Below are 22,515 nucleotides of genomic sequence, written 5' to 3'. Positions count from 1 at the left end.
TCAGCGCACCTGCGCCGAGGCGGGCTGCGGGCTGGGTGCCCGGTCATCGAGGTCGGTATCGATCGGTTTCAGTTCGGCGTGAGCGGAGGCGACCTTGAGCTCGACGGTCTTCACAGCCGACCCGACCGAGATCTTCTGGACTCCCTCGACCACGACGCGATCCCCGGTCTTCAGGCCGTCGCGGATGATCCAGTTCGAATCGACGACCGGGCCAACCTCCACCGGCTGGAGCATGACCTTGTCGTCTTTGCCGACGATCCAGACCTCGGCCTTACCGTCATTGGTGCGCTGGATCGCCTGTTGCGGCACCGCGATGGCATCAGCGTCGATGCCCTGCTTGATGCGGGCGCGGACATACATGCCCGGAAACAGCTCATCATGCGGGTTGGGGAACAGCACGCGCAGGGTGACCTGTCCTGTGCTCGGATCGGCGGTGACGTCCGAGAACAGGACCTTGCCGGCCGACCCGTAGAGTGAGCCGTCATCCATGATGAGATGCGCGTTGGCGGTGTCCTTGGAAAGGCGCGAAAGCTCACCGCTGGCCAGATCGCGGCGCAGCTTGTTCAGCTCACCGACCGACTGGGTGATGTCCACGTAGATCGGATCGAGCTGCTGGATCGTGGCGAGGATCGCGGTCGCGCCCTGTTCGACCAGCGTACCCTCGGTGAGAAGCGCACGACCGATGCGGCCGGAGATCGGGGCGCGCACGTCGGTGTAGTTGAGGTTCAGCTTGGCCCTATCGCGCGTGGCCTTGGCGCCGGCCACCTCCGCCTGGGCCTGTTTCAGGCTGGCATAGGCGCTGTCGTACTGCGCCTGGCTGGCGGTCTGGCGCGAAAGCAGCTGCTCGAGACGGTCGGCTTGCTGGCCGGCCAGGACCTGGGCGGCCTCGGTGCGGGCGAGGGCCGCCTCGGCACTGGCGAGCTCGGCCTCGAACGGAGCCGGGTCGATCTTGTAGAGAATGTCGCCTTCCTTGACCAAGCTGCCCTGCTCGAACGTGCGCTTGACCACGAGGCCGGACACGCGGGAGCGCACTTCGGCGATGCGCAGGGGCGCAACGCGCCCCGGAAGATCGCGCACATAGGGAATAGGCTGTTCGCGGACGGTGACGACACTGACTTCCGGCGGCTGGGTCGGCACCGGCGCCGCGGCCTGTTGCTTCTGGTTGCAGGCAGACAGGGCGACCATGACGGAGGCAGCAGCCAGAGAGGCCGGCCAGACACGTCGGACGCGGTGAGAAGTGGTCGTCACGATGATTTAGCTCCTATGCGATACGCGGTCGACCGCAATCCGGCAGGGGATTGGCGGCACTGACACTCAAGTCCTGGGCGAAGATCCGCGAAGCGACTTCAGCACCTTGGCAATCGCTGGGCCACGCAGGGCGGCCATGGCGTCATTGGGCGTGTGGCGGCCGGACCGGGGCCAACCACACACATCACGGCTTCAGCAATCGTTCACAATCTTGGCGATCACGCGACGCAAGCCGGAAAAAGGAGAGCCTTCGACGCGGTTTGGTTAAAACGCCGCGGCCAAGCTCTCAGGTGGCGATCCTGGGGGGGCGGTGGAGTGGTGCGTCCGCGCTGATCCCGAGAGACAAGGCCGAACGACCACGCAACGTCGGTGCCGAGGCTGCACCGAGCACGCGAGATCCCGAAAGCGAGGGCGGGGTCATCGCGTCGTCGACCTCCAGACGCGCGGCGGAACCGGTCGACGGAACCTCACCCTGGCTCGCGAGACCGTCGTGCCCCCGGCTGCTGACGGGCGCACCGACACCGGCGCCCCACAGCTCCTGCGGGAAGCTCGGCAGAACCATCACAAGGAGGGAAACCAACACGAGCAGGGTCGACAGAGCCGTGCGGGGACGAACGACCGCATGCGCTTGCGGGGCGTTCGAAGCGAGGCATCCTGCCTCGACGGAGGCAACGGCAGATCTGGTCGTCTCTGAAGTCACGAAACTGAGGGTGGTGCGAAAGTTCCCGCAGCGCAATAACCTGCGACATTCTGTCAAGCTGGTAGCCGAGAGCGGGGATCACCGCCGTTGCGCCAATCCCACAGTATATTCCGTTCACATCGCAGCGGGTTGACCGCCCTTAACCATCCGGCCAAGTCTGCCGGTCCAATCATCTGACGTCCGGCTCGCAGAGCCTGGACCTCGCCGGAATGGGAGACGGGGTGCCTGCGCACCGGCTTGTCCAGATCCGGCCGGAGACGATTAAAATGGGCATTCGCTCTCTCCTCGCCGCCTCGGCTCTCGCGTTGGGCATGGGCCTTGCCACAAGCGTCGGTGCCAGCGCCGGCAACCCGTTCGACAGCGGTCCGATCGCGGATTTCCTCAATATCTTCAAGGAACAGGCGATCCCGCGCGAGACAGTCGCGTGGAAGGGCTCAGAGAAACCCGGAACCGTGGTCGTCTCCACGAGCCAGCGCCGGCTCTACTATGTGCTCGGCGGCGGAGCGGCTGTCCGCTACGGCGTCGGCGTCGGGCGCCAGGGCTTCTCCTGGTCGGGCGAGAAGTCGGTGACGATGAAGAAGGAATGGCCGGCTTGGCGTCCGCCGGCGCAGATGCTGGCGCGGCGGCCCGACCTGCCGCGCTACATGGCCGGCGGCCAGGACAACCCCCTCGGCGCGCGGGCGATGTATCTCGGCTCCTCGCTCTACCGTATCCACGGCTCCAACGAGCCGGAAACCATGGGTGCCGCCGTTTCGTCGGGCTGCATCCGCATGACCAACAAGGATGTGGTCGACCTCTACGACCGGGTGAAGGTCGGCACGAAGGTGATCGTGCGCAACTGAAGCCCCCATCCGCCTCCCGCCGGCATCCGGTCGGTCGCGACCGAACGGAGGAGAGAGCGGAATGATCTTCGGTGTCGACATCAGCCTCGTCGCGGGCCTGTTCGCCGTGGCCGTGGCGGCTGGCTGCGTCGATGCCATCGCGGGCGGGGGCGGCCTCATCACGGTGCCGGCACTGCTCCTGTCCGGGCTCGATCCGGTGAGCGCCATCGCCACCAACAAGCTCCAGGGCAGCGCCGGCGCGATCTCATCGACCATCGCCTTCGCGCGCCGCGGTCACATCCATTGGCCGGCGGCCTGGAAGATCGCCCTCAGCGCCGGTCTCGCCTCGATCGGTGGTGCGCTCTGCGTCAGCCTATTGCCGCGCCCCGTCCTCGACGCGGCCGTACCTGTCCTGCTGATCGGGATCGCGTTCTATTTCGCTTTCGCGCGGCGGATGAGCAGCGAGGACGCGGCGGCACGGATGCGCCCCGGCCTGTTCGCGCTCACCTGGGCTCCCGCCGTCGGCTTCTACGACGGCGTGTTCGGCCCCGGCGCCGGGGCCTTCTACATGATCGGGTTCGTGACGCTGCTCGGGCTCGGCGTGGTGCGTGCGACCGCCCATACCAAGCTCGCCAATGCCGCCAGCAACCTCGGAAGCCTCGCCCTGTTCGCAGCCTCGGGCCACGTGGTCTGGACCATCGGCATCGCCATGGCCTTCGGGGCTTTCATCGGGGCCCAGATCGGCTCGATCCTGGCGATCCGCCTCGGCGCGAAGCTGATCCGGCCGCTTCTCGTCACCATCGCCTGCGCGATGGCGATCCGGTTGCTCTCGAACCCCGAGAACCCGCTGCGACAGGCCGTGATGGGCCTGTTCGCCGGGAACTAAGCCCGGCGTCAGCGCGGCATGAAGGCCCAGTAATCCAGGTCTAGGATCACGGCCGGGTCGTATCCGTCACCGACCTTGTCCGGATGGTTGCCGCAGGGCTGGTTCTTGGTGGCGACCGTGCGCAGGCGAAGAGCGCCGATATCCGTGCGGCCGGGAAGCTCGGCGGCTTCGAGCACTTCGCTCCAGGCATAGACCGTGTCACCGGCAAAGAGCGGCGCCACGTGGCGCCCGGCATTGATGCCGGCGAGCGCGAAGGCGTTGCCGAGACCGTTGAAGCTGAGCGCACGGGCGAGAGAAATGACGACACCGCCATAGATCAGGCGCCGACCGAACCGTGTGTCCTTCGCGGCGAAGCCGTCGAAATGCACCTTGGCGGTATTCTGGTAGAGGCGCGTGGCGATCTGGTGCTCGGCCTCCTCGACGGTCATCCCGTCCACATGGTCGATCTTCTCGCCGACCACGTAGTCGCCGAACCGGTGCGGGCTGCCGGCGAGGTCGAGATCGTAGGCGCCGACGTTCAGCGGGGGCAGGGCGCCGGCCAGGTCGGCCGGGTCGACCACCTTGGCGAAGGTCGGGACATGTTCCTGCTCGATCTTCGCTTCCGGGTCGCGCTTCTTCACCAGCACCCAGCGGCAATAGCTCAGAACCGTCTCGCCGTTGGCGTCGGACCCGGTGGAGCGCACGTAGACCACGCCAGTCTGGCGGTTCGAGCTCTCCTTGAGGCCGATCACTTCGGAGACCGTGGACAGGGTCTCGCCCGGATAGACCGGCCGGCGGAAACCGCCCTCGGCATAGCCGAGATTGGCGAGCGCATTCAGGGAGATGTCCGGGACCGTCTTGCCGAAGACCACGTGGAAGGTGAGCAGGTCGTCCAGCGGGCTCTGCGGGTAGCCGATGGCCTTGGCGAAGGCATCGGAGGACTGAACGGCGAAGCGCGGGCCGTAGAGGGAGGTGTAGAGCGCGACGTCGCCGCTCGTCACCGTGCGCGGCGTGGCATGGCGGATGGTCTCACCGAGGCGATAATCCTCGAAGAAGCGGCCGGGATTGGTCTTCATCTCTTGGTCGTCCCTCGACGTGATTTTCTTGGCCCTTTGTCCAGTGCGGCCTCAGCCGCCATAGACCACGGTCTGGGGCGGAATGACCTCGTGCAGGAGGCGGCTGATGAAGAGAAGCAGCAGCACCAGGACGATCGGCGACAGGTCGATCCCACCGAGATTGGGCAGGACGCTGCGGATCGGGCGAAGAACCGGCTCGGTCAGCCGGTAGAGCACCTCACCGATCTGCGACACGATCGGGTTGCGCACGTTGACCACGTTGAAGGCCACGAGCCAGCTCAGCACGGCGCTGGCGATCAGCACGTAGATGAAGAGCTGGACGACGGTGTCGAAGAGCCAGAGAAGAGCGTACATGCGCGGTTCTGATGTCCTCGTTCGCCCCGCCTCACCGGCGCGGGTCAACGGCGGGATTTCCTGAATTGACAGCCCGAGGCAGGCGCGCTTACAAAGCGGCCACCTCGGAACGGGGCTGTAGCTCAGATGGGAGAGCGCCGCAATCGCACTGCGGAGGTCAGCGGTTCGATCCCGCTCAGCTCCACCAGGTTTCTTTCAAGTCCCTGGTGAATCAACGATCTTGTCGTGAACGCGTAGCTTTTCCGGCGCCGGGAGACAGGATCAGCCAGCTTGGCAGCGTGCTGGGCTCCGACGGTGTTTCGTCGCTTGTGGCCACCTCGACAGCGCAACATGTTACCCGCTGACGGCCTCCTGCGCAGGAAGGCCGCGCGGCGTCCATGACGGGCACATGAGCGCGACGCGTCCTGAGCGCGAAATGCCTAGGCCGCGGCCGACCGGCACAGGGCCGTGCCGTCACGGATCATGAAATTCACCAGCGTCGGCGAGACGCCGTTCTCGCGGGCCAGGACGGTCTGCGGAATGCCGTCGATCCGATGGGCGAGAAACACCCGGCGGGTTCGCTCCGAGGTCGTTTCCAGCGCGGCCAGTGCTGCCTTCAGCGCCTGGCATTGCTCGAGGCGGTCCTGAGGACAGGTGCAAGGAGCGGGAATGGCCTCGGCCTGCTCATCCGGCACGAAGCGGCAGCGCTCGCGGATCGTGCGCCGCGCCCAATCGATGGCGGCGTTCCGAACCATCCGCCGCAGGTAATGCATCGGAGCCTCGACGCGGCGGCCAGGACGCAGATCGGCGGCCGGCTCCTCGCAGAGCTTGAGCACCACCTCCTGCACCACGTCCTCCGCCGCCGAGCGATCACGCAGGATCTGCGTCGCGTAGGCCACGAGGCCCGACTGTTCGGCGATGAGAGCGGCGAGCAGCGGAGCTGCGATGTCGCTCCGCCTTCCAGGCGAATGAGTCTGTGACATGGACGACCTTCTTCGGATGCGTAGGTCAGTACGAAAACGCGCGAAACTGCCCAGCCGCGCACGTCGCCGGGTCATTTCCACGATCCAACTCGGATATGGAGGCTAAAGAGATAAATTCCACAGACATACAAGAGTGATTTTATAGGGAGATGTTTGAATTAGAAATATTCTAAATGTAGAATCGCCAGTTACATCGAATCGGTCAGACGATATTCAGGCTTTCCTCGAAGGGTTTATGCTATGAAGCTACATGAAATTTGGCCAAAATGTTCTGTCGCATGGCCACAGGCCACCTGCTGCATGAACGAACACATCTTCGGATTGTGAACGGTTGCGTTAAGAAAAGATACAGTTTTTGCGCGAGCAGGACCCGGCTGCCCAGGATCGAAAGGCGTGGCGGCAGCGGAGTGCTCGGCTCGTCATGCTGCTGTGGGCGCCACGAGTTTCCCGGTTGCCCCTAAATTTCCGGAGTGCCGGAGCGTCCTGTCCCAGAGGGCATCCCGGTCGCGGATGCCGGTACCAGCCAACGACGAGACGCGATGCTTTCGACAACAGTTCCTTTTCGATGCGGCGAGGCGACGGGCCGTACCGTCGAGGTCTACCTGGACGGCGACCGGCTCAGCGTCGTGGCGGAGGGCCGGGTCGGTCTACGCCTGCGCCTTCAGCAGGGGAGCAGCCCGCATCTGTCCCTGGAGGAGCCCGTGAGACCCGACCCGAGCGAGGTCCTGACGAACATCACGGCGGCATTCGAGATGGTCTCGGCGACACATCCGGATGCCGAACGGATCGGCCTCGACGGTGCCAGCTTCGCGGGTCTCGTCGCCTCCATGGCGGAACGTGGCCTCGTCGTCCGGGAAGGCGACGCGCTTTCCGTCGATCCGACGATGCTGTGGCAGCGCCCCGAACCCTGGCTCGCCAACCTCGCGACGCGCGATTTTCCCGCCCGTCAGATCATGAGTGACGGCAAGCGCCATCCGCAACGGTCGCCGAAGCCCAAGGGCGTGATCTATTCCCGCTTCATCCCCTGGCTCGGACAGGCCGTGGCGTTCCGAGCCGCCACGATCGACGACGTCGATACCCTGCATCGCTGGTTCAACGATCCGGTGGTCGATGCCGCCTGGGGCGAGGCCGGCGCGCGCGACAAGCACGAGGCCTATCTCGCCGGCCTCATCGCCGATCCGCACATGATCCCGCTGATTGGTACGATCGGCGGCGAACCCTTTGGCTATTTCGAGATCTACTGGGCCAAGGAGAACCGCCTCGCCCCGTTCTACGACGTGCAGGATTACGATCGCGGCTGGCATGTCCTGATCGGCGAGAGCCGGTTTCGCGGCAAGGCCTACATCTCGGCCTGGCTGCCCTCGCTGATGCACGCGCTCTTCCTCGACGACCCGCGCACGGAGCGGATCGTCGGCGAGCCCAAGGCGGACCATATCCAGCAATTGCGCAACCTGGAGCGGTCGGGCTTCGCGCGGATCAAGACCTTCGATTTCCCGCACAAGCGCGCGGCCCTGGTGATGCTCCTGCGCGAGCGCTTCTTTTGCGAAAGGCTGTGGTCGCCGGCGGGGGGCATGCCCGCTTCGCCGGAGACCGTCTCGCCGCCGGCGTCCTGACGGGACGCGTCAGCGCAGGGCGACTGAACATGGCACCACGCCGTCATTCCGGGTCGCCAGAGGCGAGCCCGGACCCGGAGGGCCGCGCCAGAGGCGTGCAATCCAGAGCCGCCAACGGTGTAAAGTCCTGCAGCACCTGTGTTTCTGGATCCCGGGCTCCGCTGCGCGGCCCCGGGATGACGGGGTGCTACGATTGGATTTTGGACGCGTGAATCGGCATCTGCGATTGCCCTGCCTCAGCGGGAGGCGAGGTAGGCGCGCCAGCCGCCATGGATTGTGATGTCCTCGGCGCCCGCCACCGCATGGGCCTCGCACAGGAACCCGGAGACGTCCGAGCCGTCCTCCAGGGTGAGCTTGCCGATGCCGAGGGGGGCGGGGATCGCGGCGGTGAAGCGGCCGAAACCGGCCGGCGGCAGGGCCCAGATCTCGACCTCCAACCCGCCGCCGGCCAAGCCCGGCTCGTGGACCAGACCGGGCTTGGCCGGGTGGGTGCCGGGCAGGGCGTAGAGGCGGTACGCGCCCGAGGTCCGCGCCGCCCGCACCTTCCTGCCGCCGAGATCGGTGAGCTGGTGGTTGAGGGGCAGGCCCGTGAGATGGGCGCCCACCACCGCGATGGCGATCTCGTCTGTCTCAGTGGCCGAGACCCGGCTCGCCTCGGGCAGAACCGCGTCGCGCGCGATTCCCATTCCGCTCGCCGCCGCGCGATGGAGCGCGTCGGCCCAGGGGCCCAAAGCCTCGTCGCTGAAGCCGGGGCCGACCAGCGTCACGCCGCCTGGCAATCCATCGGCACCGAATCCCCCCGGCACCGCGATCGCGGCGAGGCCGAGGAGATTGGCGAAGTTGGTGTAATGCCCGAAATGGCTGTTGAGGCGGATCGGGTCGGCCAGCATCTCCTCCACCGTGTAGGTGGTGGGGGAAGTCGGGAGGAGCAGGATGTCGACCGCCGCCCAGGTCGCCTCGGTGCTCCGCCGCAGGGCCTCGAACGCGTAGCGGCCTTCGAACGCGTCGACGGCGCTGTAGCCCTTGGCGGACTCGACGATGCTCCTCACGCTCGGGTCGAGGGCGTCGGCATTTCCGGCGAAGAACCCGGCGATGGCGGCCAGGCGCTCGGCCACCCACGGCCCGTTATAGAGCAGGGTCGCGATCTCGCGGAACGGCGCGTAATCGAACGGCACCGCCAAGGCGCCCAGCGCTTCGAGGCGGGCGATGGCCGCGTCGTAGAGCGCCTCGCGCTCGGCATCGCCGTAGAACTCGCGCTCGGCCGGGGTCGGCACGCCGAAGCGCAGGCCCTGGGCGGGGAGGGGATGCGGCACCGCCCGCCGCGAGAACGGATCGGCGGCGTCGAACCCTTCCGCGATGCGGCGGATCGCGAGACCGTCGCCCACGGTGGCCGCGAAGATGCTGATACAGTCGAGGCTGCGGCAGGCGGGGACGAGGCCCGTCGTGCTGAACAGGCCCGGCGTCGGCTTGATCCCCACGAGGTTGTTGAACATCGCCGGCACGCGGCCGGAACCGGCCGTGTCGGTGCCCAGCGAAAAGCTCGCGAGCCCCGCCGCCACGGCGACGGCCGAGCCGGAACTCGACCCACCCGAGACATGGGCGGCGCTGAATACGCTGCGCGGTGCGCCGTAGGGCGAGCGGGTGCCGTTGAGGCCGGTGGCGAACTGGTCGAGATTGGTCTTGCCCGTGCAGAGCGCACCCGCCGCCTTCAGGCGCGCCACCACCTCGGCATCCGCCTCCGCCGTGTAGGCGAAGGCCGGGCAGGCCGCCGTCGTCGGCAGGCCGGCGACGTCGATATTGTCCTTCACCGCGAAGGGCACGCCCCAAAGCGGCAGGGAGTTCGGCTCGGGGTGGCGCGCCATCAGGTCCCGCGCCGCGCTCACCAATGCCTCCCGGTCGAGGGCGGTGATGAAGATGGCGGGGTCCGTCGATGCCTCCATCCTTTCGGCGACGGCTTCGGCGACAGTCACGGGGGTGGCACGGCCCGACGCGTAGAGGTCGCGCAGGGTCGACAGGTCGAGGATGGTCGGCAGCATGTCGGTCGGCTCTCTCACCTGCTCAGATCTCTTCGAGGATGGCGACGAGATCGCCGCCGCGCAGGGTGCGGCCCGGCTTCACCCGGACCTCACGCACGATTCCCGCCACCGGGGCGGAAACGGCGATCTCCATCTTCATCGATTCGAGGATCGCCACCGTCTCGCCGGCCGCAACGCTCTGGCCTTCCTCGACCAGCACCTTCCAGACATTGCCCGGAACCGTGGTCGGCACGCCCACATGGCCGGCGGGCACCGCGTCCTCCTCGCCCAGGGGGGCGCCCTCGTCGGCGACGAAACTGTCGAGCCCCTCGTCCTGCCAGCGCTGCCGCTCGGCCTCGAAGGCGGTCTGTTGGCGCAGTTTCGCGGCCGTGATCTCGACGGCGTTGCGGGCGAGCTCGGCCCGATGCTCGGCATAGGAGAACGTGCCCTCCTCGATCCTCAGCGGGTAGGCCCCGTGCGGAAAGGCGGCGCGCGCCTCCATCAGCTCGTCATGGCTCACGGGGAAGAAGCGGATGCGGTCGAACGGGCGCAGCAGCCAGGGATGGCCGGGGACGAATTCCTTCGTCATCCGCCAGGTGTTCCAGATCTGGATGGTGCGGCCGAAGAGCTGGTACCCGCCCGGCCCCTCCATGCCGTAGATGCACATATAGGCGCCGCCGATGCCCACCGCGTTCTCAGGCGTCCAGGTGCGGGCGGGGTTGTACTTGGTCGTGACGAGGCGGTGGCGCGGATCCACCGGTGTCGCCACCGGCGCGCCGAGATAGACGTCGCCCAGTCCCATCACGAGATAGCTCGCATCGAAGATGATGCGTTTTACGTCAGCTTCCGACTCCAACCCGTTGATGCGGCGGATGAACTCGATGTTCGAGGGGCACCAGGGCGCGTTGGGGCGGACCAGTTCCTGGTACTTGCGCATGGCGAGTTCGGCCTGCGGGTCGTTCCAGGACAGGGGCAGATGGACCACGCGGCTCGGCACCGTCACGTCCTCGACGGCGGGCAGGGCGGCCTCGATCTCGCGCAACTGCCCGAGGAGGCGTGAGCGCGGCAGCGTCGTGCCGTCGTAATGGATCTGGAGCGAGCGGATGCCCGGCGTCAGGTCGATGAGCCCCGGCAACCGCGCCTCGGCCACGGCTTCGGCCAGGAGGTGGACCCGCAGGCGGATGCCGATATCGAGGGCCATCGGCCCGTATTCGACCAGCAGGTTATCGTCGCCCTGGCGGCGGTAGACCACCGGCACGGGGCCGGAAGAGTCGGTGGCGAGGATGGGCGAGCCGGCCGAATCGACCCTCCCCCCCTTGCGGGGGAGGGTGCCTGCGGAGCAGGCGGGAGAGGGGTCGACCTCTCCGGAACCGGCGCTCCCCTCTCCCGACCCGCTTCGCGGGCCACCCTCCCCCGCAGAGGGGGGAGGGATCGGAGGGCCGTCCCCCACCCGCTCCACCGCCCTGAACCGCACCGTATCTCCAGGCCGCAACTGACCCATCTTCCACTGCTCGTCGCGGGCGATCACCGCCGGGCAGACGAAGCCGCCGAGACTCGGGCCGTCCGGCCCCAGGAGGATCGGCATGTCGCCGGTGAAGTCGATGGAGCCGATGGCGTAGGCGTTGTCGTGGAGGTTCGACGGGTGGAGTCCGGCCTCGCCGCCGTCGCTGCGCGCCCAGAGCGGGGTCGGGCCGACGAGGCGCACGCCGGTGCGGGCCGAGTTGAAGTGAACCTCGTAAGAGGCTGAAAACAAGTCAGAAATGTCCTCGTCCCGGAAGAAGTCCGGCGCACCGTGCGGCCCATAGACCACGCCGATCTCCCAGGCATGGGTCAGCAGCGCGGGCTCGGGCATCGAGGCCTCGACCTCGGGCGCATCGCCGAGATGCAGGACGTCCCCGGCCTTGAGCACACCGGTGGCGTGGCCGCCGAAGGCGCCGAGGGCGAAGGTCGCCCGCGAGCCGAGGACGACGGGCGCGGCGAAACCGCCGCGCAGGGCTAGGTAGCTGCGCTGGCCGGGGCCGGCGATCGCGCCGATGCTCAACGTCTGTCCGGGTTCGACGGTGAAGGCGCGGCGATGGGGCTGCTCGACCCCGTCGAGGCGCGCGGTCATCGCGGCTCCGGCGAGCGCCACGGTGGCGGCGGCGTGGAACCGCAGGGTCGGCCCCGACACGGTGAGTTCGAGGGCGCAGGTATCGGGCGGGTTGCCGACGAGGGCGTTGGCGTTGCGGAACGAGCGCGCATCCATCGGCCCGCTCGGTGGCACGCCCACATGCCAGAGGCCAATGCGGCCGGGTAGTTCCTGCAGGCTCGATTGCGCGCCGGGAACCAGCACCTCGATGCTGCGCGGCGCATAGGGAAAGTCGCGCAACGCCGTGGTGGCGACCCGGCCCGAGGCGAAGAGATCGGAACCGGCGATGGCGCGCAGGTAATCGAGATTGGTCTCGATCCCCGAGACCGCGCTGTCGTCGAGGGCTTGGCGCAAAGCGGCGAGCGCCGCCGGGCGATCCTCGCCGGTCACGATGATCTTGGCGAGCATCGGGTCGTAGTTCGTGGTGACCTCGGTGCCAGTCTCGATCCAACCGTCGATGCGCGCCTCGGCGGGGAACCGCACTTCGGTGAGGAGGCCGGCGCTCGGGGCGAAATTGGCGTGGGGGATCTCGGCATAGAGCCGCGCCTCCATGGCCGCACCCTGCGGGACCAGGGGGCCGGCGGCACCGATCACGTCCTCGCCCGCCGCTTGGCGGATCATCCATTCGACGAGATCGATGCCGAACACCGCCTCGGTGACCGGGTGCTCGACCTGCAGCCGGGTGTTCACTTCGAGGAAGGAGAAATTCTCGCGGACGGGATCGTAGATATACTCCACCGTTCCCGCCGAGGCGTAGGAAACGCTCGTCCCCAAAGCCACCGAGGCCGCGTGGAGGCGTGCTCGGACGGCGTCCGACAGGCCCGGCGCGGGGGTCTCCTCGATGACCTTCTGGTTGCGGCGCTGGAGCGAGCAATCGCGCTCGCCAAGCGCCACCACGCGGCCGGCACCATCGCCGAAGATCTGCACCTCCACGTGGCGCGCCTCGCCGACGAAGCGTTCGAGATAGACGCGGGCATCGCCGAAGCTCGCCCGCGCCGTGCGCTCGACACTGGTATAGTGCTCGCGCAACTCCTTGGCAGAGGCGCACAGACGCATGCCGATGCCGCCGCCACCGGCGGTGCTCTTGAGCATCACCGGGTAACCGATGGTCTCGGCCGCCGCGAGGGCTGCGTCCAGATCCGGCAGCAGGCCGGTGCCGGGAAGGAGCGGGACCCCGCTGGCGCGGGCGAGGTCGCGCGCGGTGTGCTTGAGGCCGAAGGCGCGCAGGTGCTCGGGTTTCGGGCCGATGAAGACGATGCCCTCCGCCGCCAGACGCTCGGCGAAGGCCACGTTCTCCGACAGGAAGCCGTAGCCGGGATGGACGGCTTGCGCTCCCGTCGCCTTGCAGGCGGCGATCACGGCCTCGACGTTCAGGTAGCTTTCCGCCGCCGGCGCGGGTCCGAGGCGGACGGCCTCGTCCGCCTCCAGCACGCCACGGGTGAACCGGTCTGCATCCGAGTAGACGGCCACGGACGCGACACCCATGCGCCGGCAGGTGCGGGCGATCCGCCGGGCGATCTCGCCGCGATTGGCGATGAGGATCTTGCCGAACATCAGCGCAGATCCCCGGTCGAGGCTTGATCCCGGATAGAGACGCGGATCGGCGTCGGGTTGAAGCCGTTGCAGGGGTTGTTGATCTGCGGGCAGTTCGAGATCACGCAGATCACGTCCATCTCAGCCGTGACCTCGACATAGTCGCCGGGAGCGGAGACGCCGTCGACGATGGCGAGCTCGCCGTTCTGCTCGATGGGCACGTTCATGAAGAAGTTGATGTTGGGTGGGATGTCGCGCTTCGAGAGCCCGTATTTCGCGACCTCAAGGGCGAAGTTCTCGCGGCAGGCATGGAGATACTTGGTGGCGTGACCGAAGCGCACGGTGTTGGCCTCGCAGGAGCAGGCGCCAGCCGAGGTATCGTGACGACCGCAGGAATCGGCGGTGACGGTCGCCATCACCCGGCCCTCGTTGGAGACGAGCCGCGTGCCCGTCGTCACGTAGGCCGAGCCCTGGACGCGCAGGGTGTCCTGCGAGGAATAGCGCTCGCCCATGTCGCCGGCGCGGTAGAACAGGGTGTCCACCGCCTGGCAGCCGTCGGTGTCGGTGATGCGAAGAATCTGGCCCTTGCGCACGAGGCCGGACCAGGGCGCCTGAGCCGGCACGACCTCTTCGAGGAGAAGCTGGGTGTCGTTGGTCATGATGCGTCCCTCCCGTCAGAAGCCGATGGCGGCGTTGTTCTCGAAGCCGCGGACGGCCTCGATCGTGGCCGTGCGGCAGAGATCGTCGGCCGCGGGGATGGGCGCCCGGAAGCGGGTCACCACCACGGGGTTCGGCGCGTAATCCGGGTTCGGGTCGAGGGGGTGGGGACAGTTCGAGAGGGTGACGAGAAGGTCGAGCTCGGCGCGGAGATCGACGAAGTCGCCCGCGCGGCGACCCGCCTCGTTCCAGGCGAAGCGCCCCTCCGCACCCACGGAGACGGGGGCGAACAGCGTGACGCAGGCGGGGATGTCGCGCCGGTCGAGCCCGGCCTTGAGAGCGGCGAGGACGAGGTTGTCGCGGGTGTTGCGATGGGGGCCGCCCGCGTAGCGCGCGGCGTTGGAGGCGGCGTTGGAGCCGCCCGCCAGCGCATCGTGCGCGCCGCAGGAATCCTCGATGAGCGAGAGCATCACCCGCCCCATGTCGGAGAACAGCACCCGGCCGCGCTGAAGAGCGGCGGTCCACTGCACCTTCACGGTGTCGGCGTAGTTGAGACGCTCGGAGGTCTCGGCGGCGTTCCAGGCGACGAGGGCGACGCTGGAGGGACCATGGTCGAGACTGATCCGCAGGGCCTCGCCGGCATTCAGCTCGAAGGTGCAGTACCAGCCGCCCGGGATGGTCTCGGTGTGGAGGATCGCCGCCTCGTCGAGGGGCAATCCCCGCGACGAGGGCGGCGGCAGGGCGCGGGGGGCATGCCCCTGGCCCTGGGCCTTAAGTTCCTCGTAGCGACGCCGATTCTCGGCGATGATGCTGGCTGTGTCGGTCATGCCCGTCTCCTCAAGGCTGTTCTCCGGGTCGTCCCGGAAAAACAGCCCTGTCGCGGCCGGGTCGTCCCGGCGGGCATGCGTCGATCGCGGTGCTGCTTAACCCGGGGGATCGCCGAGTGTGAAAAATTTGCGGACCGGCTCCCGTACGTCCCAGGTGCCGGCAAAACCGGAGGGGGAAACGAAGGTGTCTCCCGCCCGGTAGGTCTTGGCGAGCCCGTCCCCGTCGGTGACCGACACCACCCCTTCCAGGATGTGGACGAACTCGTTCTGCGCGAAGTCGATGTGCCACTTGCCCGGCTGGCAGGTCCAAGTGCCGGCCGAGAAGAGACTGTCCTCGCTCTGGTAGACGACGCTTACCGTCTGGGCGGGGTCGCCCGAGACGATACGCTCCAGCTCCGGCCGGCAGAGCTTCGATTGCCGCTGAGCGGGGGCGAGATCGATGGTCTTTCTGCCCTGTCCCAGACCGGTCACGAGGGTCGCGACCGATCGGGCTCCCATGCCGCCGAATAGGGCAAGAATCGGACCGCCGAAAGTATGAAGCGGCCGCGCAATCTCCACCGAGCCATCTCCCTCGCAAGAACATCCGCGGCCGGCCGAATCCCGGCCGCACCTGCAAATACCAATATGTCTCGCGCGAGAGAGGCATGAGTGTGTTGAGCGTCCGCTTCAAGAGGAAGTTAACACCTAGAAGAGGTGGCTATAGCGCTCGATCTCCCAGGCACTGACCGTGAGGTGATACTCCTCCCACTCGGCGCGCTTGTAGCGGATGAACTCGTCGCGCAGCGCCTTGCCCAGGGTCTTCTCCACCAGCGGGTCGGCGGCGAAGGCGTCCACCGCCTCGGCGAGGGTCTGGGGCAAGAACTCGATGCCGCGTTCGGCGCGCTGGGCGTCGGTGAGGTCGTAGAGGTTGTCCTCGTTGGGCGCGCCGGGATCGATGCGCTCGCGGATGCCTTCGAGACCGGCCGCCAGGACCAGGGCGGCTGCGAGGTAGGGGTTCACCGCGCCGTCGGCGTTGCGGCTCTCGCAACGCCCGCCGCCGGCGGGTACGCGCACCGAATTGGTGCGGTTGTTCGAGCCGTAGGAGTTGAACACCGGCGCCCAGGAGAAGCCCGCCATGGAGCCCTGGCGCACGAGGCGCTTGTAGCTGTTCACGGTCGGCGCGAAGGCGGCGCAGAGCGCCCGCCCGTGCTTCAGCACGCCGCCGATGAAGTAATAGCCGGTCTCGGTGAGGCCGAGGCCGCGCGGATCGGCCGATGGGTCGCAGGCGAAGATGTTCTTGCCCGTTTCCTTGTCGGAGAGGGACATGTTGAAATGCGCGCCATTTCCGGTGCGGTCTGCAAAGGGTTTGGGCATCATCGTGGCGATGAGGCCTTCTTCCTTGGCATAGTGCTTGGCCATCATGCGGAAGAAGGTGAGCCGGTCACACATCGTCAGAGCGTCGGCGTAATTGAAGTCGAACTCGAACTGGCCGCACGCATCCTCGTGGTCGAAGGAATACAGGTCCCAGCCGAGATCGTTAATGGTGGTGGCGACCTTGTCGAGCCAGGTGAAGTTGTCGACGAAGCCACGCACGTCGTAGCAGGGCTTCACCAGCTTATCGTCGAGGATCGGCGTGTGGAGCGAGCCGTCCGCCTCCTGCTTCAGCAGGAAGATCTCGCATTCGATGCCGAGATTGAAGCCGAACCCCATGGCCTCGGCCTCGGCCATGACGGTCTTCAGGGCGACACGGGTCGAGAGCGGATAAGGCTGGCCCTGGAACGTCAGGTCCGCCGGACACCAGGCGAGCTTCGATTCCCAGGGCAGCTGGATCAACTGGGAGAAGTCCGGCACGGAGGCCAGCTCGTCCTCGTTCGGAGCCTGGCCGAGCCCGTCGAGGGCATAGCCGGTATAGCGCTCGGACCCCGCCGCCATCTGCGGAAGGTGGTCGATGGGCACGACCTTGGCCTTCTGCGCGCCATGGATGTCGACATAAGCGCCGATGACGTATTTCACGCCCTTGGCGCGCAGGTCGTCCTGGAGCTTGGCGATGGCGGGATCGATTTCGGTGGCATGCGCCATCGGGCGGCTCCTTGGTTTTAAGCGGAAATGGAGAAGGAATGGGGGAGGGGCGGGGTCTCGGAGAGGCCGCGCAGGACGAGGGCGGACAGGTCCTCGACCATCCAGCCGAACAGGCGTTTCCCGTCTTCGAGACTCGCCTCCGAAGGACGCCCGGTGACGCCGTTCAGGCTCGTCCGGTTCACCGGATGGGAGAAGACGAGCCCCTCCGTCCGGTCGGGGTCGTCCGCATCGGCGATGCGGTCCGGGCGCACGAGATCGGGCGCCATCGCCATCATCAGCGCGGTCTCGGCGGCGTTGGCGTGCCAGTCGTCGGCATCGGCGAAATGCGCGGCGCGGACGCGCTCGCTCACCGTGGCGGAATTCACCAGGGCGACCATGAGGTCGTCATGGGCGGCGCGCAGCATCTCCAGGGCGCAGCGCAGGGGCGCGGCGTTGGTGACGTGGGCGTTGACGATGAACAGCCGGCGGACGCCGGACTGGTAGGCCGAGGTGCCAATCTGGGCCACGAGCCGCGTCATCATCACGGGATCGAGGGTGATCGTACCGGGCCAGCGCCGGCTATGCCCGAGGGAACAGCCATAGGCCAGGGTGGGGAGCACCGGCACGCGGGTCCGCGCAGAGACCGCATGGGTCAGGGCCTCGGCGAGAACGAAATCCATGCCCGTGCCGAGATGCGGCCCGTGCTGTTCCGTGGCTCCCACGGGTAGGATGGCGGCCTGCGAAACGGCGGCGAGGTCGCCGGGGATCTCGTCCCAGGTGCGGTTCGCCCAGAGGAGGGGGGAGGGTGTGGTCATGACCGAGATGCCCGAAGATCGACGACGCAGGCGCGCCCCCCTCTCCCCGCCGGGCGGGGAGAGGCCCGCAGGCACCCCGTCGTGCCGGCGGGTAGCGCAGGCGAAGCCGAAGCGAGGGTGAGGGGGTATCGACGGATGAGGCTCATCCGGAACCGCCCCCTCACCGTCGGCTGACGCCTCGCTTCCTGCCCCGGCAAGGGGGCAGGAAGCCCTCTCCCCGCAAGCGGGGAGAAGGGGATGCGCACGACACCGGGAGAACAAGCGCGGGCGATCATTCCACCTCGTCCCCGGCGGAGGTCATGCGCGTCACCACGTCGGGGGCGACGCTTTCTTCGGCCTCGTCCTTCGGCGGGTGGATCAGCGCGTCGAGACGGGCGCGGGTGGCGCGGAATTCGGGGGTGAGCGCCTGGTTGTGGCTGCGCGGTCGCGGCACCGGGACCTCGATGAGTTCGGCGACCTCGCCCGGATGGGCGCTGAGGACGAGGATGCGGTCGGCCAGATGCACCGCCTCGTCGAGGTCGTGGGTGATGAAGACGATGGTGATGTCGATCTTCTTCCAGATCTCGATCAGATAGGCCTGCATCCGGGCGCGTGACTGGGTGTCGAGGGCCGAGAACGGCTCGTCCATGAGTAGGATGCGCGGGCGCGTGGCGAGCGCCCGGGCGATGGCCACGCGCTGCTTCATGCCGCCGGAGAGCTGGTGCGGGTAGCTGTCGGCGAAGGCCTCCAGCCCGATCAGCGCCAGCCATTGCCGGGCCTCGCGCTCCGCTTCCCGACGCGGCGTGCCGTTCTCCTCCAGCCCGAAGGCGACGTTGCGCAGCACGCTGAGCCAGGGGAACAGGGTGTAGCCCTGGAACACCATGCCCCGGTCGGCCCCCGGCCCGGAGACCGGCACGCCCTCGACGCTGACCACGCCCGAGGTAGAGGTCTCGAGCCCGGCGAGGATGCGCACGAAGGTGGACTTGCCGCAGCCCGACGGCCCGACGACGCAGAGGAACTCGCGCCGGTGGGTGACGAGGTCGATGTCCTTCAAGGCCACCGTCACGCCGCCATCCGCCCTACGGAAGGTCTTCGTCAGCTTCTCGACCCGGAGGGCGACCTCGCGGCTCTTCAGTTTCTCGAACCGGGCGCGGACGGGCTCGCACTGGGTGCGGTAGTCGCAGGCCTCGATCGGCAGGATGACGGGCGAGACGACGGGAGAGACCGAGTTCACGCTTCGCTCCTGTCATAGGGGAACAGCCGGCGGCCGAGCCAGGCGAGGGCGAGATCCGTGATCGAGCCGACGAGGCCGATGATGAGGATCGCGGCGTAGACGTTGTCGAAATGCTGGTAGCGGGCCTGCTGCGTGATGAAGAAGGTGATGCCCGACGAAGTGCCTATGAGTTCGGCGACGATGAGGTAGGTCCAGGCCCAGCCGAGCAGGATACGCTGGTCGCGGTAGAGCTGCGGCAGCATCGCCGGCACGATCACCCGGCGGATGAGGCGGAGATTTCGCGCGCCGAGCGTCAGGGCCGCCTCGATCAGCAGCGGCTCGATCCGCCGGGTGGTGTTGGCGATGACCAGCACCTGCTGGAAGAAGGTGCCGATGACGATGATCGCGATTTTCGGCCCGTCATAGATGCCGAGGATCGCCACCATCAGCGCCCCGAAGGCGGGAGCCGGCATGTAGCGCACGAACTCGATGACCGGTTCGGTGAGGCGCGCCAAAGTCGGCTGGGCGCCGCAGAGGATTCCGAGGGGAACACCGATCAGCGACGACAGCAGGAAGCCGATGGCGATGATCTGGATCGAGTGCCACAGGCTCAAGGGCAGGCGGATGGCGTCGCGCTGGGTCGGCTGGGCCGTCAGCGAGGTCCAGAACGCGGTGGCCACCTCGTGAGGGGCGGGAAGGTAGACCGGGTTGGCGGGAATGCCCGCCGGCTCGGCGGTGCCGGCGGCCTTGGCCGAGGCGACCTCCTCCGCGAAGGCGGCCTTCGGCACGCGCATCCCCGGCTCCATCCAGGCGATGTCGCCGGGCTCGGTCACCTCCACCAGGGGATGCCACAGGAACGGCACGTAGGAGACCGCCGCCCAGGCGAGGAGCGGGATCAGGAACGACAGGATTGCGAGGCTCGTCCGGCGGCGCGGCGAGAGCGGCCGGGCCACGCCGACCCAGGAGCGGCGGCGGGAGATGGGAGACGAGACGCGGGCCCCTCCTCCCCCTTGTGGGGAGGAGTTGGAGGTGGGGGTGGTTGGGTGACCCACCGCGGCCGAGGCTGGCGGAGCCACCCCCACCCCTGTCCCCTCCCCACAAGGGGGAGGGGAAGTGCGCTCCACGCCCTGGCGCATCTCCGCGCTCATTTGCCGTCGGTCAGCGCGGGGTCGATGTAGCTCTTCACGTCCTGGGCGGTCTTGTAGACCTCGTACTTGACGTTGAAGGCGTCGGCGTAGCGGCTCGAGCCGTAGAGGGAGCCGAACCCGTCGGCATCCTTCATCACCTTGGCGCCCTCGGCCAGGGTGAGGAGCTTGGTGCCCTTGAGGAAGCGGGTGAAGGTGGGCGCGTCGATGCCGACCTTGGCCGCCATGATCGCCACCGCATCGCCCTGCGTCTTCGGATCCTGAATATAGGCGACGACCTTGTTCCAGACGCCGACGAACTTGATCCACTCGGCCCGGCGTCCCGACAGGCTGGCCGGCGAGACGGTGACCACGTCGTAGATCAGGCCCGGCTCGTCGGCGGAGGTGTAGAGCGGCTTGGCGCCGGCCGCGCCCTTCATTGCCTGTCCGGCGACGGGCTGCCACGCGCCGATGGCCGAGACGTCGCCGGAGGCGAGAACCTGCGGGGTCTCGTTGGTCTTGGCGTTGATCAGGGTGACGTCCGTCTCCTTGAGGCCGAGCTTGGTCAGGCCGTTGATGAGGAGGAGATGCTCCACGAGGCCGACTTCGAGGCCGACCTTCTTGCCTTTGAGGTCGGCCAGTGCCTTCACGCCCGGCTTGCCCACGATCATGTCGTTGCCGTTGGAGTAATCCGTGAGCATGATCATGACGTTCTTGGCGCCATTGCCCCCCATCACCAGGGCATCGCCGTTGGTGCAGGTGACGGCGTCGAGCTTGCCGGCGGAGAACGCGTCCATGGAGGCCGAGTAGTCGAACCACTCGAACTTCGCGTCGACCCCGGCCTCCTTCAGCCAGCCCTTCTCGATGGCGACCTGCCAGGCGACCCAGCCGGGCCAGTCGCTGTAGCCGATGCGCAGGGGCTCGGCGGCGTGCGCCACGGGGATGGAGGCGGAGGCCGTGAGGAGGCCCAGGGCAAGGGCGCAGCCCGTGATGGCCTTGCGTCCGGCGGTCAGGATCGTGGAAAGGTGCATCTGCATTCTCCGAACCGCGTAGTACGATCGCTGGAAATCGTAATACCGATCGGCTGATTGCCATACAAAACACGTGCCAGGACCAGTCCGGCATGCAGGAGGAAGGCGACATGGTGGGTAGCGAAGCGACGGAAGCGCCCCCCGAGGACGGCACGAACCCGGAGGAGGGAGTTGGCGGCCGGCGCAAGCCGGTGAGCCGGATCAGCCTGTCGCTTTCCGAGGATCTGCTCTGCGAGCTCGACACCATGGTGGGGGAGCGTGGCTTCGCCAGCCGCTCACAGGCCGTGGCGACGATTCTTCACCGCTCGCTCGTGGAGCACCGCCACAAGGTCGGCGACCGGGTGATGGTGGGCACGATCACACTGTTCTACGACCATCTCGCGCCGGGCGTGCAGCAGCGTTTGGCCGATCTGCAGCGGCGCTACATCGCTGAAGTCATTTCCTCTCTCCACGTCCATCTGATGAACAACCAGACCCTGGAAGTGGTGCTGGTGCAGGGGCCGGCGGCGACGCTGCAGACCATCGCCGACACGATGATCACCGAGCGCGGCGTCATCTCCGGGCGGCTGGAACTCGCGGCGGCGCTGATTCCGCCGATCCATCCGTTCCAGGGAGAGAAGGCCCCCTGACGAGGGGCCTCAGCTCTGCCAGACCCGGGGCATCGGCGCGCCACGGTAGCCCACCAGGATACGGGCGGCCGTCGCCCGCAGGGCATCGGGGTCGGCGCTCAAGAAACGGGCAACGAGGTGCCCGTTCCAGGCACTTGCCGCCACATCCACCCCTGTCGGTCCCAGACTGTCGAGATGGGCACGAAGCGGCTCCAGGCGGGATTCCGCGTCTGCCGAAACATCGAGCAGAGTCGCCATGGCGCGGGCGCCGCCGCCGAAAGCCGTCCGCTCCAGAAGGGCGGTGATCGGCCCGTCGAAGGCGACGGAATCCGCGTAGGTCAGACGCCCCGCGCGGCGGATGCGCCAGGCATCCCGGAACAGGCCCGTTTCCATACGCTCATGGCGCGCCGTTCGCCCGAAGACCACCGCCTCGAAAGCGAGCAACCGGGCATCGGGCGCAAGGTCCACTTCGAACCGTCGCTCCAGCCGCGCGCGGTCGAACAGGATCGTCTCCTGCGGCAGCCAGTCGAGACCCGCGCCCTCGGCCAGGGTCGCGGTCGTCGTCACGCGGCTCGAGAGACCGTCGGACTTGTATATCTTCTCGGCGGCCGTCGTCGTGAGCACGAGGTGAGCCCCGGCATCGACCGTCGCCTCGACCCGAAAACCGTCGCCGCAGGCGATGCCACCCGCCGTGTTGAGCAGCACCGCCTCGCAGACACCCTCGCCATGGCGCGGCAGGCGCAGGCGCAACGGCCCGGCCTCCGAGAGATCGGCGATATGCGTGCCCGCCCCGTGGCGGACGACGCGCACGGCGACGCGCCCCTCCGAGCGCTGGCGCACCGGAACAATAGCGTGAGGGACGGTGTCGAGGCTCGGGAGGTCGGCCACGGGAAGGGGGTCCCGCGCGGA

The 22,515-nt window shown here is 67.7% G+C and carries 19 protein-coding genes and 1 tRNA gene; 5 read left to right on the top strand and 15 right to left on the bottom strand.

Annotated elements, in window-relative coordinates:
- Window positions 1-1,185, bottom strand: a complete 1,185-nt coding sequence (locus RQI43_RS01575; protein WP_156467932.1) for an efflux RND transporter periplasmic adaptor subunit — start codon at window positions 1,183-1,185, stop codon at window positions 1-3.
- A 1,029-nt stretch (window positions 1,186-2,214) separates the two neighbouring features.
- On the opposite strand from RQI43_RS01575, the gene RQI43_RS01570 reads away from it, so the two are divergent.
- The gene (locus RQI43_RS01570; RefSeq protein WP_056433490.1) at window positions 2,215-2,790 is read left to right on the top strand and encodes a L,D-transpeptidase; all 576 of its coding nucleotides are present in this window, start codon (window positions 2,215-2,217) and stop codon (window positions 2,788-2,790) included.
- Window positions 2,791-2,851: 61 nt separating this feature from the next.
- The gene (locus RQI43_RS01565) at window positions 2,852-3,655 is read left to right on the top strand and encodes a TSUP family transporter (RefSeq protein ID WP_056452796.1); all 804 of its coding nucleotides are present in this window, start codon (window positions 2,852-2,854) and stop codon (window positions 3,653-3,655) included.
- Window positions 3,656-3,663: 8 nt separating this feature from the next.
- Here RQI43_RS01565 and RQI43_RS01560 read toward each other — a convergent pair whose 3' ends face one another.
- Together RQI43_RS01560 and RQI43_RS01555 are read right to left on the bottom strand one after the other, a co-directional pair.
- A complete protein-coding gene (locus RQI43_RS01560; protein ID WP_056433484.1) occupies window positions 3,664-4,710 on the bottom strand; it encodes a MaoC family dehydratase in 1,047 nt (348 codons plus the stop codon).
- Between the two features lie 51 nt (window positions 4,711-4,761).
- Window positions 4,762-5,064 carry a YggT family protein gene (locus RQI43_RS01555; protein WP_056433481.1) on the bottom strand — a complete coding sequence of 101 codons (303 nt, stop codon included), beginning with the start codon at window positions 5,062-5,064 and terminating at the stop codon, window positions 4,762-4,764.
- A 111-nt stretch (window positions 5,065-5,175) separates the two neighbouring features.
- Between RQI43_RS01555 and RQI43_RS01550 the strand changes: the two genes are divergently transcribed.
- Window positions 5,176-5,251, top strand: a tRNA-Ala gene (locus RQI43_RS01550).
- Window positions 5,252-5,483: 232 nt separating this feature from the next.
- On the opposite strand, the gene RQI43_RS01545 is transcribed toward RQI43_RS01550, so the two are convergent.
- Window positions 5,484-6,026, bottom strand: coding sequence for a sigma-70 family RNA polymerase sigma factor (locus RQI43_RS01545; RefSeq protein ID WP_056433479.1), 543 nt, complete (start codon window positions 6,024-6,026; stop codon window positions 5,484-5,486).
- Window positions 6,027-6,565: 539 nt separating this feature from the next.
- Between RQI43_RS01545 and RQI43_RS01540 the strand changes: the two genes are divergently transcribed.
- Window positions 6,566-7,639: a GNAT family N-acetyltransferase gene (locus RQI43_RS01540; protein WP_056433476.1), complete on the top strand. Its 1,074-nt coding sequence runs from the start codon at window positions 6,566-6,568 to the stop codon at window positions 7,637-7,639.
- Window positions 7,640-7,875: 236 nt separating this feature from the next.
- Here RQI43_RS01540 and atzF read toward each other — a convergent pair whose 3' ends face one another.
- From atzF to RQI43_RS01490, 10 genes are all read right to left on the bottom strand, one after another.
- The gene (gene atzF / locus RQI43_RS01535) at window positions 7,876-9,675 is read right to left on the bottom strand and encodes an allophanate hydrolase (protein ID WP_311274101.1); all 1,800 of its coding nucleotides are present in this window, start codon (window positions 9,673-9,675) and stop codon (window positions 7,876-7,878) included.
- Between the two features lie 22 nt (window positions 9,676-9,697).
- Window positions 9,698-13,336, bottom strand: coding sequence for a 5-oxoprolinase/urea amidolyase family protein (locus tag RQI43_RS01530; protein ID WP_056433469.1), 3,639 nt, complete (start codon window positions 13,334-13,336; stop codon window positions 9,698-9,700).
- Window positions 13,336-13,974 carry an urea amidolyase associated protein UAAP2 gene (locus RQI43_RS01525; RefSeq protein ID WP_056433464.1) on the bottom strand — a complete coding sequence of 213 codons (639 nt, stop codon included), beginning with the start codon at window positions 13,972-13,974 and terminating at the stop codon, window positions 13,336-13,338. Before RQI43_RS01525 ends, RQI43_RS01530 begins: the two co-directional genes overlap by 1 nt.
- 15 nt (window positions 13,975-13,989) lie before the next feature.
- Window positions 13,990-14,799 (bottom strand): urea amidolyase associated protein UAAP1, encoded by an 810-nt coding sequence (locus RQI43_RS01520; protein ID WP_056433461.1) that lies wholly within the window; start codon window positions 14,797-14,799, stop codon window positions 13,990-13,992.
- A 96-nt stretch (window positions 14,800-14,895) separates the two neighbouring features.
- Window positions 14,896-15,357, bottom strand: coding sequence for a cupin domain-containing protein (locus RQI43_RS01515; RefSeq protein ID WP_244477962.1), 462 nt, complete (start codon window positions 15,355-15,357; stop codon window positions 14,896-14,898).
- A gap of 126 nt (window positions 15,358-15,483) precedes the next feature.
- Window positions 15,484-16,857 (bottom strand): type III glutamate--ammonia ligase, encoded by a 1,374-nt coding sequence (glnT, locus tag RQI43_RS01510; RefSeq protein ID WP_056433458.1) that lies wholly within the window; start codon window positions 16,855-16,857, stop codon window positions 15,484-15,486.
- Window positions 16,858-16,874: 17 nt separating this feature from the next.
- The gene (locus RQI43_RS01505) at window positions 16,875-17,651 is read right to left on the bottom strand and encodes a creatininase family protein (protein ID WP_056433454.1); all 777 of its coding nucleotides are present in this window, start codon (window positions 17,649-17,651) and stop codon (window positions 16,875-16,877) included.
- A 271-nt stretch (window positions 17,652-17,922) separates the two neighbouring features.
- Window positions 17,923-18,864 carry an ABC transporter ATP-binding protein gene (locus tag RQI43_RS01500; RefSeq protein ID WP_056433451.1) on the bottom strand — a complete coding sequence of 314 codons (942 nt, stop codon included), beginning with the start codon at window positions 18,862-18,864 and terminating at the stop codon, window positions 17,923-17,925.
- A complete protein-coding gene (locus RQI43_RS01495) occupies window positions 18,861-19,919 on the bottom strand; it encodes an ABC transporter permease (protein WP_405030532.1) in 1,059 nt (352 codons plus the stop codon). The genes RQI43_RS01500 and RQI43_RS01495 overlap by 4 nt, the downstream gene beginning before the upstream one ends.
- Before the next feature lie 68 nt (window positions 19,920-19,987).
- Window positions 19,988-21,004 (bottom strand): ABC transporter substrate-binding protein, encoded by a 1,017-nt coding sequence (locus tag RQI43_RS01490; protein WP_311273980.1) that lies wholly within the window; start codon window positions 21,002-21,004, stop codon window positions 19,988-19,990.
- A gap of 86 nt (window positions 21,005-21,090) precedes the next feature.
- On the opposite strand from RQI43_RS01490, the gene nikR reads away from it, so the two are divergent.
- Window positions 21,091-21,627 (top strand): nickel-responsive transcriptional regulator NikR, encoded by a 537-nt coding sequence (nikR, locus tag RQI43_RS01485; RefSeq protein WP_244483691.1) that lies wholly within the window; start codon window positions 21,091-21,093, stop codon window positions 21,625-21,627.
- Window positions 21,628-21,636: 9 nt separating this feature from the next.
- Here nikR and RQI43_RS01480 read toward each other — a convergent pair whose 3' ends face one another.
- Window positions 21,637-22,494 carry an urease accessory protein UreD gene (locus tag RQI43_RS01480; RefSeq protein WP_311273979.1) on the bottom strand — a complete coding sequence of 286 codons (858 nt, stop codon included), beginning with the start codon at window positions 22,492-22,494 and terminating at the stop codon, window positions 21,637-21,639.
- Window positions 22,495-22,515 lie beyond the last annotated feature (21 nt).

This window comes from Methylobacterium sp. WCS2018Hpa-22 (genome assembly GCF_031843785.1).
Taxonomy (GTDB): domain Bacteria; phylum Pseudomonadota; class Alphaproteobacteria; order Rhizobiales; family Beijerinckiaceae; genus Methylobacterium.
This window is presented reverse-complemented; position numbering and strand designations above follow the sequence as displayed.

Bases quoted from the DNA above. Each gene is read 5' to 3' on its own strand.
- RQI43_RS01575 (WP_156467932.1), bottom strand. From the start codon at position 1,185: ATGGTCGCCCTGTCTGCCTGCAACCAGAAGCAACAGGCCGCGGCGCCG.
- RQI43_RS01570 (WP_056433490.1), top strand. From the start codon at position 2,215: ATGGGCATTCGCTCTCTCCTCGCCGCCTCGGCTCTCGCGTTGGGCATG.
- RQI43_RS01565 (WP_056452796.1), top strand. From the start codon at position 2,852: ATGATCTTCGGTGTCGACATCAGCCTCGTCGCGGGCCTGTTCGCCGTG.
- RQI43_RS01560 (WP_056433484.1), bottom strand. From the start codon at position 4,710: ATGAAGACCAATCCCGGCCGCTTCTTCGAGGATTATCGCCTCGGTGAG.
- RQI43_RS01555 (WP_056433481.1), bottom strand. From the start codon at position 5,064: ATGTACGCTCTTCTCTGGCTCTTCGACACCGTCGTCCAGCTCTTCATC.
- RQI43_RS01545 (WP_056433479.1), bottom strand. From the start codon at position 6,026: ATGTCACAGACTCATTCGCCTGGAAGGCGGAGCGACATCGCAGCTCCG.
- RQI43_RS01540 (WP_056433476.1), top strand. From the start codon at position 6,566: ATGCTTTCGACAACAGTTCCTTTTCGATGCGGCGAGGCGACGGGCCGT.
- atzF (WP_311274101.1), bottom strand. From the start codon at position 9,675: ATGCTGCCGACCATCCTCGACCTGTCGACCCTGCGCGACCTCTACGCG.
- RQI43_RS01530 (WP_056433469.1), bottom strand. From the start codon at position 13,336: ATGTTCGGCAAGATCCTCATCGCCAATCGCGGCGAGATCGCCCGGCGG.
- RQI43_RS01525 (WP_056433464.1), bottom strand. From the start codon at position 13,974: ATGACCAACGACACCCAGCTTCTCCTCGAAGAGGTCGTGCCGGCTCAG.
- RQI43_RS01520 (WP_056433461.1), bottom strand. From the start codon at position 14,799: ATGACCGACACAGCCAGCATCATCGCCGAGAATCGGCGTCGCTACGAG.
- glnT (WP_056433458.1), bottom strand. From the start codon at position 16,857: ATGGCGCATGCCACCGAAATCGATCCCGCCATCGCCAAGCTCCAGGAC.
- RQI43_RS01505 (WP_056433454.1), bottom strand. From the start codon at position 17,651: ATGACCACACCCTCCCCCCTCCTCTGGGCGAACCGCACCTGGGACGAG.
- RQI43_RS01490 (WP_311273980.1), bottom strand. From the start codon at position 21,004: ATGCAGATGCACCTTTCCACGATCCTGACCGCCGGACGCAAGGCCATC.
- nikR (WP_244483691.1), top strand. From the start codon at position 21,091: ATGCAGGAGGAAGGCGACATGGTGGGTAGCGAAGCGACGGAAGCGCCC.